This window comes from Streptomyces cathayae, assembly GCF_029760955.1.
GTDB lineage: Bacteria > Actinomycetota > Actinomycetes > Streptomycetales > Streptomycetaceae > Streptomyces > Streptomyces cathayae.
Genome location: NZ_CP121682.1, coordinates 4,176,268 through 4,188,387 on the forward strand (window position 1 = coordinate 4,176,268; position 12,120 = coordinate 4,188,387).

Here is a 12,120-nt window from a genome sequence, read left to right on the forward strand (position 1 = left end):
CACGGTACCTGAGCCCACGCCCATACGGTACGTCGCCCGCATGACGTGCCCCCTCCCGTGACCCTTACGGCACCCTGTTCTCGCAGGTCAACTGCGATTTCAAGCACTTGTCGAGGGGCGACCCGCCGGGAGAAGTGAGAGTTCTCTCGAAGTGCCCCGCCGCGGGTACCGGCCAAACGTACGAACAACGACGGGGGGTGGGGGGGGGGCGGACCCACTGGTCCGCCCCCGCCCCCCCCCCGTGTCCGCGTTCCTGTCTCCGTTTCCGATCTCCGTTGGTGGCTGCGGTTCCGACTGCGGTTCCGACTGCGGTTCGAGTTGCGGTGCGGGCCGCGTCGGTGTCTGCGGTGGTGCGGTCCGTCTCAGCCCGTCTCAGCGCGCCGCGCGGGCCTCCGCCATCCGCTGCTCGGCGATCCGGTCGGCTGCCGCGGCCGGCGGAATCCCATCGGACTTCGCACGTGCGAAGATCGCGAGCGTGGTGTCGAAGATCTTCGCAGCCTTCGCTCTGCACCGGTCGAAGTCGAAGCCGTGCAGCTCGTCGGCGACCTGGATGACACCGCCGGCGTTCACCACGTAGTCCGGCGCGTAGAGGATCCCGCGGTCGGAGAGGTCCTTCTCCACGCCCGGGTGGGCGAGCTGGTTGTTGGCGGCGCCGCAGACCACCTTGGCGGTCAGCACCGGCACGCTGTCGTCGTTCAGCGCACCGCCCAGCGCGCAGGGGGCGTACACGTCCAGTCCCTCCGTCCGGATCAGCGCCTCGGTGTCGGCGACGGCCGTGACACCCTGCGGGTGCCGGTCCAGGACCCGCCGCACGGCGTCCTCGCGCACGTCGGTGACCAGGACCTCCGCGCCCTCCTTGAGCAGGTGTTCCACCAGGTGGTGGCCGACCTTGCCGACGCCCGCGATGCCGACCTTGCGGTCGCGCAGCGAGGGGTCGCCCCACAGGTGCTGGGCGGCGGCCCGCATGCCCTGGTAGACACCGAAGGAGGTGAGCACCGAGGAGTCGCCCGCGCCGCCGTTCTCCGGGGAGCGGCCCGTGGTCCAGCGGCACTCGCGGGCCACGACGTCCATGTCCGCGACGTAGGTGCCGACGTCACAGGCGGTGACGTACCGGCCGCCCAGGGAGGCGACGAACCGGCCGTAGGCGAGCAGCAGCTCCTCGGTCTTGACCGTCTCGGGATCCCCGATGATCACGGCCTTGCCGCCGCCGTGGTCGAGACCGGCCATGGCGTTCTTGTACGACATCCCGCGGGCGAGGTTCAGCGCGTCGGCGACGGCCTGCTCCTCGGTCGCGTACGGGTAGAAGCGCGTACCGCCGAGGGCGGGGCCCAGAGCGGTGGAGTGGAGGGCGATGACGGCCTTGAGGCCACTTGCACGGTCCTGGCAGAGCACGACTTGCTCGTGACCGCCCTGGTCCGAATGGAACAGGGTGTGCAGGACGCCGTCAGATACGTCGGTCACGGTGGTGACTCCTGAGTAAGTAGCGGCGGGTGGACGCAGATCCCGAAAGCTCCCCCGCCGCTTGTGGCGAGGGGGAGCCCGCGGAGGCTGTGAGCACGAGATTAGGCCCTGCCATGGCCGAGAGCGGCTCCGTGTCCAGGATCACATTCCCGTGGTCACCCCCGGGGTGCCGCCGTGCGACCATTTGCCTGGATTGCCCGTGTGCCCGCATCGCCCGCGCGCGCGTGAGCGGGCCCGCAGGTTTTCGCGCCGGTGCGCGGGGGAGGGAGCAGGCGTGCCCAAGGTCTCCTCGGTGGTCGTCCCCTACGCGACCTATCTGCGCGTCTACGAACCGCTGGCCGCCTTCCCGGAGCCGGAGCGCGGTCGCTGGGCCCGCTACGCCCGCCGTACCGACCTCCCCTCCTACCAGGACGAACTCCGCCGGGCCCTGGCCGACGTCGTGCCCACCCCGCCGGTCCCGGTCCCGGTGCGGGAGAGCGACGACGCGTTCGTGCTGGAGGTCGACGGAGTGGTCTGCGTCTGCCCCTGGCGCACCCGGCTGCGCGGCTGGCAGGCCCTGGGCGAACTCGCCGAGGAATTTCCCCTGCCGGTCCTGGACGCGCTCCTGCCCCCGTTCGTACGGCGCCAGGCCGCCGAGGACTACGAGCGCTGGCTGACCGCCCACCCCGACGCCCGGCCGTGGATCCGCACGGCGACCTGGCAGGTGCCGATCAACTGGTTCGTACTGGTCTCGGACGAGGAGCGCGAGTACGACAAGGGCTCCGCCGCCGGGGGCTCCACCGGGGCTCCCGTGCTGCGCTACCGGACGCCCATGGTCGAGGCGCGGCGGCGGGTGGCGCGCGGGCTGCGGGCGCTGAAGGACACCATGGACGAAGGGCCGCTGATCGACGGCCTGGTGGACGTCGGGCGCTGGCTGGAGGAGTTCCACCCGCGCTCACTGGTCGAGCTGGACTACGGCGGCCTGGTGCACGCCCTGCCGGCCGGCGCCCTGGAGGGCGACCACTCGGCGGCCGACGTGGCCGAGGGGATCGCGGCCCTGCGCCGCGGCGACGGGGTGGCCGCGGGGGAGGCCTACGGGCGACTGGTGGAGCGGTGGCGTTCCGTACGGGACCTGCGGTCGGCCAACTGAGGCCCGCCGCACGGCCAGGGTGGCGAACGGGTGTTTGACCAAACGCTCTTCTTGGGGTTTTGTCGTCGCCCTGAGGTTGCGTCACCCCGGACCCGACAACGGACGTAGGCGCCGATCCGGGCGTATGTCTCAAGCGGGTCAAGCGTGACGGACCGCACGTACGCGGCCCTTGCGCCCCTTGCACCCCCTCGTGCCAAAATAGGACAAGGAGTCCGGGAGGGCTCCTCCGTCCTGCTGTGCTCCACTATGGGCGGAATCTCAGCATTGCACGCTTTGGGGGGTCGAGTGGCTCCTGATCTCGCCTGTGACTGATCGTCACAAGCGGGTAACTGTCCGCTATGGCATGGTCCATCGGCTTCCGCGGCTGATGGACACCTGGGAGGGCAATTCCATCGGTTTGGCCGACGCGGCTGGACGGATGGTGTAGTTGTAGTGCCGAGGACAAGCCGTTCGTCCTATAACCGACTCGACCCGCGTCCGCCATTTCGGGCAACGCGGGTCAAGGTGCAGAATTTAGAGGAAAGAACCGAGAAGGTTCGGTTCTCCCGAGGAGGCCGCTCATGACCGCTCGCACCCCTGATGCCGAGCCGCTGTTGACCCCGGCTGAGGTTGCCACCATGTTCCGCGTGGACCCGAAGACGGTCACGCGTTGGGCGAAGGCCGGCAAGCTCACGTCGATCCGCACGCTCGGCGGGCACCGCCGCTACCGCGAAGCTGAGGTCCGCGCTCTGCTCGCGGGCATTCCGCAGCAGCGCAGCGAGGCCTGAACAACTGGATAACCCGGACGAACCGGCCGACCCCAACTGGTCGAGGCGTCCGGAACCACGGCTCCACACGACGCGGGGACTGCCCCAACAGGCCCCTCTCCCACGCCGGACAGAACTTTCCCGGCAGCTGCACAGGGTGCGTCGTCGATCGCGCTGGACTCCGCCGAGTCCAGCGCGATTTTTTTTGTGCGGTGGGCCGCCGGCCGGTCGGTGTGAACGCTCGGTGATCGGTGCTGGCTGCGGCCCCGGAAAGGCCGTTCCGGCGGGCCGGTGGGTGCTTCGTGCGCGAGCCTGTCCGACTCCGGGGGCGACTGTGGGGCCATCTGTGCGGAGACCCGTGCGGGTCCCCGAGGGTAGTGCAATTGCACATATTAAATTGACTTGGCGTAGGACGGGGGTAAGTACCGCACATTCCAAAACTCATGCGGTGACACCCGTCACATGTCGGCTGGGTTGTTGGGCCACCGGCATATGCGCTAGAGGGGTCGGGTGTGGGGAGCGAGGTGAGCAACTCGGCGGCGGGGCCCGGCAACTGGGCGGCCGGGGCGCTGCGCGGGACGGTGGGCAGGACGGTGGCCCGGGTGGTGGGCTAGGTGGTCGCGGTGGGCTGGGCGGTCGCGGTGCTCTCGCCCTCGACGGGCTCCGGTGGCCGCTCGGTGCGCTCGGTGGATTCCGTGTGTGCGGTGGGGCGGGGCGTGGAGTCGTGGGGAGCGGAGTCCAGTGCCAGCCGCAACAGGCGGTGGCAGACGGGACAGTGGCGGGTGAGATGCCCCCCGAACGACGACGCGGCCGACAGGTGCGCGCGGAGTAACGCCCGCGTTTCGTGCCTGGCCGATGCGGTCATGTGTCACCTCCAGGGGGCCGCACGGAGAGCGGCCTGCCCTGCTGTCCGGGGTACCCAGGGAATCCCGTCCCGTCAAGGCGCAGGGAGTTCCGTCGGGAAGCCTCAGAGGCGCTCGGCGCGGGACGCGGGGTTCGACGCGCGGGACCACCTGAAAGGCCCTCACGCCGCCGGTGAGGACTTCCGGGGTGACCGGACCGGACCGGACCGGGACGGCGGGCACGGGCGCGGTCCCGGTCCGGCCTGGCCCGGCCTGATCACCCCATGACGGAGGGGCCCGCACCGTATGGGCACGGGCCCCTCCGTGAACGCGGTCCTGACGGGATCTGCTGCGTTCGACGGCGGCTGCCGACGCGGGCGCGGCCTCTGCTCTGGCCTGGCTGCCCCATGGGGAAGGGGCCCGCACCGTACGGTGCGGGCCCCTCCATGATGCGGTCCTGACGGGATTTGAACCCGCGGCCTCCACCTTGACAGGGTGGCGAGCACTCCTAACTGCTCCACAGGACCAGGCTTCGCGGCGCGATTACCGTCTTGCGCTGCGAAAAGAGACTGTACAGGAGTCCTGGCCCGCTGGTCGAATTCACCCTGCGTGCCGCTCCGGTCACGGAGCAGCGGCGTCGATCGCCTTCACGATCCGCTTGTCCGACACCGGGTACGCCGTGCCGAGCGCGTGGGCGAAATAGCTGACCCGGAGCTCCTCGATCATCCAGCGGATGTCCAGCACCTGCTGCGGCACCGGCCGCCCCTGCGGCATCTGCTCCAGCAGCCAGGCGTACTCGTCCCGCATCTCCCGGACCTTCTCCATGCGGGTCGTGTCCCGCTGGACGTTCGCCGGCATCTGCTGCAGACGACGGTCCACGGCCACCAGATACCGCATCAGGTCCGGCAGCCGCCGCAACCCCGTCTCCGTCACGAACCCCGGCTTCACCAGGGCGTCCAGCTGCCCCCGCACATCCTGGAGGTTCGCCAGCAGCGCGGGACTGCGCACGCTCTTCAGCCGGCGCTCACACGCCTGCCAGGCGGCGAGTACCTGCTGCACCTGACCCACCGCACGGACGGTCGTGTCCACGATCTCCGCGCGCACCTTGTCGTACAGCTTGCGATACGACTCCTCGTCCCACACGGGCCCACCGAAGTCCGCGATCAGCCGGTCCGCCGCCGCCATCGCGCAGTCGTCGAACAGCGCCTGGATCGAACCGTGCGGATTCGCCGACAGCGCGAGCTTCTGGGGGTTCGTCAACTTTTCGGATGCGAACTTCGCGGGACTCACCGGGATGTTGCGCAGGATCAGCCGACGCGTGCCCTTCCACATCGCCGGCTGCTGCTCCGCCTCCGTGTCGAAGAGCCGTACGGAGACCGTGTCGCCGTCGTCGACCAGTGCCGGGAACGCCTTCACCGGCTGACCGGCCCGCCGTGTCTCGAAGACGCGGGTCAGTGTGCCGACGGTCCAGTCGGTCAGCCCCGTACGCTCCAGGGACTCGCCGCCCCGGCGTTCGGCCGTGGCGGCCGCCGCCCGCGAGAGCGCCTGGCGGGCCTTCGGCTTGAGCCGGAGCCGGAGCGCTTCGAGGTCCTTGTCCTCGTCGAGCTTGCGGCGACGCTCGTCGACGATCCGGAACGTGACCTTCACATGGTCGGGGACCTTGGACCAGTCGAAGTCGTCCGCGTCGAAGGGCACCCCGACCATGCGCTTCAGCTCACGCGCCATCGTCGTGGTCAGCGGCTCCTGCAGCGGAACCGCTCTCTCCAGGAACGCCTTCGCGTAGTTCGGCGCCGGCACGTAGTTGCGGCGGATCGGCTTGGGCAGGGAACGGATCAGCTCCGTGACGACCTCCTCCCGCAGACCCGGGATCTGCCAGTCGAAGCCCTCCTCCGTGACCTGGTTCAGCACCTGGAGCGGGACATGGACCGTCACCCCGTCCGCGTCCGCACCCGGCTCGAACTGGTACGTCACCCGGAACGTGAGGGCACCCTGCTGCCAGGAATCCGGATAGTCGGCCTTGGTGACGGCTTCCGCCGACTCACGGATGAGCATCTCGCGCTCGAAGTCGAGGAAGTCCGGCTGTTCGTGCCGCTTGCGCTTCCACCACGAGTCGAAGTGGGCCCCCGACACGACGTGCTCGGGAACCCGCTGGTCGTAGAAGTCGAACAGGGTCTCGTCGTCGACCAGGATGTTCCGGCGCCGCGCCCGGTGCTCCAGCTCCTCGACCTCGGTGAGCAGCCTGCGGTTGTCCGCGAAGAACTTGTGGTGCGTGCGCCAGTCTCCCTCGACCAGCGCGTTGCGGATGAACAGCTCGCGCGACACCTCGGCGTCGATCCGGCCGTAGTTCACCTTGCGGTGGGCGACGATCGGGACGCCGTACAGCGTGACCTTCTCGTACGCCATCACCGCGGCCTGGTCCTTCTCCCAGTGCGGCTCGCTGTACGTGCGCTTCAGCAGATGCCCGGCGAGCGGCTCGACCCACTCCGGCTCGATCTTCGCGTTGACCCGGGCCCACAGCCGGGACGTCTCGACCAGCTCCGCCGACATCACGAACCGCGGTGGCTTCTTGAACAACGCCGAACCGGGGAAGATCGCGAACTTGGCGTTGCGCGCCCCCACGTACTCGTTGCGCCCGCCGCCGTCCTTGCGCCCGGCCGCACCGGAGTCCTTCGACTCCTTCACGTCCTTCATCCCGATGTGGGAGAGCAGCCCCGCGAGCAGCGAGACGTGGATACGGTCCCCGGGCGCGTCCTCCTCGTTGAGGTGGATGCCCATCTGCTTGGCGACCGTGCGCACCTGCGTGTAGATGTCCTGCCACTCGCGGATCCGCAGGAAGTTCAGATACTCCTGCTTGCACATGCGCCGGAAGGACGACGAGCCGCGCTCCTTCTGCTGCTCGCGCACATAGCGCCACAGGTTCAGGTAGGCGAGGAAGTCGCTGGTCTCGTCCCGGAACCGGGCGTGCTGCTGGTCCGCCTGGGTCTGCTTGTCGGCCGGCCGCTCACGCGGGTCCTGGATGGACAGCGCCGCCGCGATCACCATCACCTCGCGGACACAGCCGTTGCGGTCCGCCTCCAGCACCATGCGCGCCAGCCGCGGGTCGACCGGCAGCTGGGCCAGCTTCCGCCCGGTCTCCGTCAGCCGCTTGCGGGGGTCCTTCTGCGCCGGGTCCAGCGCGTTGAGCTCCTGCAGCAACTGCACGCCGTCCCGGATGTTCCGGTGGTCCGGCGGATCGATGAACGGGAACTTCTCGATGTCGCCCAGGCCCGCCGCCGTCATCTGCAGGATGACCGACGCCAGGTTCGTGCGGAGGATCTCCGCGTCCGTGAACTCCGGGCGGGCCTCGAAGTCCTCCTCGCTGTACAGCCGGATGCAGATGCCGTCCGAGGTGCGACCGCAGCGGCCCTTGCGCTGGTTGGCGCTGGCCTGCGACACCGGCTCGATCGGCAGCCGCTGCACCTTGGTCCGGTGGCTGTACCGGGAGATACGGGCGAAGCCCGGGTCGATGACGTACTTGATGCCCGGCACCGTCAGCGACGTCTCCGCCACGTTGGTCGCGAGAACGATCCTGCGGCCGCTGTGCTGCTGGAAGACACGGTGCTGCTCGGCGTGCGAGAGCCGCGCGTACAGCGGCAGCACCTCGGTGAACCTGTACTGCTTCTTCGTCAGCGCGTCCGCCGTGTCCCGGATCTCCCGCTCACCGGAGAGAAAGACCAGGATGTCGCCCGGCCCCTCGGCCACCAGCTCCTCGACCGCGTCCGTGATCGCGGTGATCTGGTCGCGGTCGGCGTCCTCCGAATCCTCCTCGAGCAGCGGCCGGTACCGCACCTCGACGGGATACGTACGACCGCTGACCTCGATGATCGGAGCGTCACCGAAATGCCGGGAGAACCGCTCCGGGTCGATGGTCGCCGAGGTGATGACGACCTTCAGGTCCGGACGCCGCGGCAGCAGCTGAGCCAGGTACCCCAGCAGGAAGTCGATGTTCAGCGACCGCTCGTGGGCCTCGTCGATGATGATCGTGTCGTAGGCGCGCAGCTCCCGGTCCGTCTGGATCTCGGCGAGCAGGATGCCGTCGGTCATCAGCTTCACGAAGGTGGAGTCCGGACTCACCTGATCGGTGAACCGCACCTTCCAGCCGACGGCCTCCCCGAGCGGAGTGTCCAGCTCCTCGGCGACACGCTCCGCCACCGTGCGGGCGGCGATCCGGCGGGGCTGCGTGTGCCCGATCATCCCGCGGACGCCCCGGCCCAGCTCCATACAGATCTTCGGGATCTGCGTGGTCTTGCCGGAACCCGTCTCGCCCGCGACGATCACCACCTGGTGATCGCGAATGGCCTCGGCGATCGTGTCCTTCTTCTGGCTGACCGGCAGCTGCTCCGGATACGTGATCGCCGGAACACGCGCACGCCGCCCGGCCATCCGCTCCTCGGCCTTCGTGACCTCCACCGCTATCTCGTCGAGCACGGCGGCCCGGGCCTCCGGCTTGCGGATCTTGCGTGCGCCTTCGAGCCTGCGCCCGAGCCGCTGCGCATCGCGCAGGGAGAGCTCGGTCAGGCGGGGGGCGAGGGCGCCGAAGGAGGCGGTGCCGGGAGACGGGGCGCCGGGCGAGGAGGCGGCGCCGGACGAGGAGGCGTCGGAGGAGGACGCGGAAGCGGAGACAGGTTGCGTGGACATACGGGAACCAGGATCTCATCATCGAGAATTTTGTGGCCAACAGTTTTGGCGGTGCGGCGCACGCGAACACCCCCTCCGGGAACCCGGAGGGGGTGTGGTTGTGGCTGGGGCCGGGGTCGAACCGGCGACCTATCGCTTTTCAGGCGATCGCTCGTACCAACTGAGCTACCCAGCCACGAGGTCTCATGTGAAACCTCAGCGGTCCTGACGGGATTTGAACCCGCGGCCTCCACCTTGACAGGGTGGCGAGCACTCCTAACTGCTCCACAGGACCAAGTGGTGCGTGCGTACTGCCGAAGCAAGTGTCGCACACTGTACTGCGTGCCCCCAACGGGATTCGAACCCGTGCTACCGCCTTGAAAGGGCGGCGTCCTGGGCCACTAGACGATGAGGGCGGGCAAACCGATACTGCTTGCTTCACCATCGCCCCAGGGGACGTGAGAAGCATGTGACTCCGCTTTCCCCGAGAGGTTCCGCTTCTCCCTGACCCTGACGGGGTTCGGGACGGTCAAGCCCTGACCGGTGCCCTTGGGCACGACGAGACTGTACTACGGCCTTCCGGGTGCGACCAAACCAAAAAGATGTTGGCCCTCCGCCGATGGAGAAGGCGTCGGTGACGGTGTCGCGCCCGGCTGGTTCTCCTCCGGGAGGTGGCGGCTGACCTCGGCTGTGGTGAGACCCAGGCCGCCCAGCTTGATCGCGTCCCAGGCCTGGAGGCGGCGTGTGTCGCGGTCGAAGTAGAGGATCGAGGTCTCGATCGGGTCGGGGTGTTCGCCCTCGATCGCCCGCAGGCCGCTGCCGCCGGTGGAGCCCTCGGTGCGGAGCCGGGTGCCGTACTGCATGACCTCCGTCTTCTGACGGTGGATGTGCCCGGCCAGGACGAGGGGCACCGTGCCGTCGACCTCGCGGGCCGCCGACGGTTCATGGGCGACGGCCACGTCGACCGGGGTGCCGGCCGCCTTCTGGTCGCGCAGGGCGGAGGCGAGGCGGGCGCCGGCGAGTTCCTGGGACTGCTCGGCTCCGGGTTTCCTGGACCGGTCCGGGGTGAACTGGGGGTCGCCGGTACCGGCGAAGCGCAGGCCCGCGATGGTTTCGGCCCGGCCGTCGTCCAGGACGTGGACGTTCTTGAGGCCTTCCAGATAGCGCTGGGTGACCAGGGAGTCGTGGTTGCCGCGGACCCAGACATAGGGGGCGCCGAGGTCCTCGACGGGATCGAGGAAGCCGTTCTCGGCGGCGGTGCCGTGGTCCATGGTGTCGCCGGAGTCCACGATGACGTCCACCCGGTACTGCTCGACGAGCGAGGCGATGATCGCCCAGCTCGCGGGGTTGAGGTGGATGTCGGAGACGTGCAGGACCCGGATGGTGGTCGGGTCGGGCTGGTAGGCGGGGAGCGTGGAGGTGGCGTCGTAGAGCTTCGTCACGTTGGTGACCAGGCGGGCCAGCTCTTTCTGGTAGACGTCGAACTCGGTGACGATGCTGCGTGCGTTGCCGACCAGGGAGGGCGCGGAGGAGAGCAGCCCGGAGAACTTCGGTTCGAGGACGGAGTCCGGGTTCCAGGTGGCGTACGCGGTGCCGCCGGACGCGGCCAGCAGGGTGAGGGCGAGGCCGCCCGCGGCCAGGGCACGGCGGGGCCGGCGGTAGACGATGAGGCCGAGCGCGGTGGCGCCGGTGACGACGGCGACGACGGAGCGTACGGCGAGGTCGGCGGTGCCGCGGGCGATGTCCTGGGTGACTTCGTCCTGGAGCCCGGAGAAGCGTTCGGGGTGGTCGACGAGGGCCTGGGAGCGGGCGGGGTCGAGCTGGTCGACGTTGACGTCGAGGCGGACGGGGGCGTGGTGGCTGTCGAGGTCGAGGGCGCCCAGGGGGGAGACGTTGATCTTCGTGCCGCCGGTGAGGGAGGGGCGCAGGGTCATGGTCGTGTCCATGGGGCCGACCGGGACCCGGACGTTGCCCACGACCAGCAGGCCGAGCCAGGCGCCCAGCAGTACGACGGCGATGAGTCCCAGGGCCCGCTTCCAGGGGCGGGGGCGGGGGGCGAGCGCGGTGGTGGTCGTCGTCGGAGGGACGGGGCGGCGGTGGCGGCGACTGCGGGCGCGCGGGCCCCCGGGGAGGCGGTGTCGGAGGTTCCTGACTGCGGAGGGGACGCGGACCATTGCTCCCGTATGCCCATGCGGAGCACCCGATATGCGGGGTGTCCGGTGACGCTCGTACGGACGGGTCATGGCCGACAATGACGGTGTGCTGGAGATGACGCGTGGTGAGTTCGAGGAGCTGGTGGCCGAGGCGCTCGACCGGATTCCGCCGGAGCTGACGAGGCTGATGGACAACGTCGCGGTGTTCGTCGAGGACGAGCCCCCGGCGGACGATCCCGAGCTGCTGGGGCTGTACGAGGGAACTCCGTTGACGGAGCGGGGCGAGTGGTACGCCGGCGTGCTGCCGGACCGGATCACCATCTACCGGGGCCCGACCCTGCGGATGTGCGAGTCCCGGGAGGACGTCGTCGCGGAAGCGGAGATCACGGTGGTGCACGAGATCGCGCACCATTTCGGGATCGACGACGCCCGACTGCACGCCCTCGGCTACGGGTAGGTCACCGGTCTGTCACTGGTGCGTTGTTGGCGTGTCCTCTTGCGGGTGGCGGGAGTTGGACACATCGACCCAGCATCGCAACCGGAGGTGGCCTCGTGCGCCCCTTGTACGTACCCGCCCGCCTGGCCGCCACCGTCGTGGCCGTCGCCGCTGCCGCCGGTTGCATGAGTGTCGGTGAGGACGGGGCGGGCGGGGCCGCCAAGCCGTCGCATTCCGCGGGCCGGCCGGGTGGTGAGGCACCCGGTGGAGGGCTGCCGCCGGGGCCGGGAGGCGCGGACGGCCAGGGCGGCGCGGTGGCCGAGGGCGAGCGCGGGGGCCGTGCGGGCCAGGACGGGAAGGGCAAGCGTGAGAAGGGCGGGGCGGGGGCGTCGGCCTCGGCCGAGGCGTCGCACTCCGCGGGGGCGAGCGCTCCGGTGCCGGACGACACCGGGCGGCCGGGCATACCGACGGAGCCGACGACGCCCGACGGCCGGCCCGAGCCGCCGGTGCCGAGCAGACCGTCGGACCCGGAGCCCGCCCCTCCGCCGCCGGAGCCGTCGGTCACACCGGAGCCGACGGTCATGGAGCCGTCCTCACCGGCCGACGAGCCGGTGGAACCCCAGTTGGCGCGGCGGGAGCCGGCGCCGGAGGCGGGGGCGCCGGTGTAACGGCTTCCCCAGTGTTTCCTTGCCGGTAT

General features: G+C 69.9%; 8 protein-coding genes and 4 tRNA genes. 4 read left to right on the plus strand and 8 right to left on the minus strand.

Features of this window, described 5'->3' with window-relative positions; all coding sequences use genetic code 11:
* Positions 1-372: 372 nt before the first annotated feature.
* Positions 373-1,461: a Leu/Phe/Val dehydrogenase gene (locus PYS65_RS19040; RefSeq protein ID WP_279335137.1), complete on the minus strand. Its 1,089-nt coding sequence runs from the start codon at positions 1,459-1,461 to the stop codon at positions 373-375.
* A gap of 274 nt (positions 1,462-1,735) precedes the next feature.
* Between PYS65_RS19040 and PYS65_RS19045 the strand changes: the two genes are divergently transcribed.
* Positions 1,736-2,590: a DUF8083 family protein gene (locus tag PYS65_RS19045; protein ID WP_279335138.1), complete on the plus strand. Its 855-nt coding sequence runs from the start codon at positions 1,736-1,738 to the stop codon at positions 2,588-2,590.
* Positions 2,591-3,150: 560 nt separating this feature from the next.
* Positions 3,151-3,357, plus strand: coding sequence for a developmental transcriptional regulator BldC (bldC, locus tag PYS65_RS19050; protein WP_003949541.1), 207 nt, complete (start codon positions 3,151-3,153; stop codon positions 3,355-3,357).
* A gap of 589 nt (positions 3,358-3,946) precedes the next feature.
* Here bldC and PYS65_RS19055 read toward each other — a convergent pair.
* The 7 genes from PYS65_RS19055 to PYS65_RS19085 form a co-directional block, all read right to left on the minus strand.
* Positions 3,947-4,201, minus strand: a complete 255-nt coding sequence (locus PYS65_RS19055) for a DUF6274 family protein (RefSeq protein WP_279335139.1) — start codon at positions 4,199-4,201, stop codon at positions 3,947-3,949.
* A gap of 429 nt (positions 4,202-4,630) precedes the next feature.
* Positions 4,631-4,705: transfer RNA gene (locus PYS65_RS19060), tRNA-Asp, on the minus strand.
* 94 nt (positions 4,706-4,799) lie between these two features.
* On the minus strand, positions 4,800-8,855 hold the full coding sequence (gene hrpA, locus PYS65_RS19065; RefSeq protein WP_279335140.1) for an ATP-dependent RNA helicase HrpA: 4,056 nt from the start codon (positions 8,853-8,855) through the stop codon (positions 4,800-4,802).
* A 101-nt stretch (positions 8,856-8,956) separates the two neighbouring features.
* Positions 8,957-9,030 (minus strand) — tRNA-Phe (locus PYS65_RS19070).
* 24 nt (positions 9,031-9,054) lie between these two features.
* A tRNA-Asp gene (locus PYS65_RS19075) sits at positions 9,055-9,129 on the minus strand.
* Positions 9,130-9,177: 48 nt separating this feature from the next.
* Positions 9,178-9,250 (minus strand) — tRNA-Glu (locus PYS65_RS19080).
* Between the two features lie 153 nt (positions 9,251-9,403).
* Positions 9,404-11,008: a metallophosphoesterase family protein gene (locus PYS65_RS19085; protein WP_279335141.1), complete on the minus strand. Its 1,605-nt coding sequence runs from the start codon at positions 11,006-11,008 to the stop codon at positions 9,404-9,406.
* Between the two features lie 85 nt (positions 11,009-11,093).
* Between PYS65_RS19085 and PYS65_RS19090 the strand changes: the two genes are divergently transcribed.
* Together PYS65_RS19090 and PYS65_RS19095 are read left to right on the plus strand one after the other, a co-directional pair.
* A complete protein-coding gene (locus tag PYS65_RS19090; RefSeq protein WP_055593280.1) occupies positions 11,094-11,444 on the plus strand; it encodes a metallopeptidase family protein in 351 nt (116 codons plus the stop codon).
* A 95-nt stretch (positions 11,445-11,539) separates the two neighbouring features.
* Positions 11,540-12,091 (plus strand): hypothetical protein, encoded by a 552-nt coding sequence (locus PYS65_RS19095; RefSeq protein WP_279335142.1) that lies wholly within the window; start codon positions 11,540-11,542, stop codon positions 12,089-12,091.
* Positions 12,092-12,120: the final 29 nt, after the last annotated feature.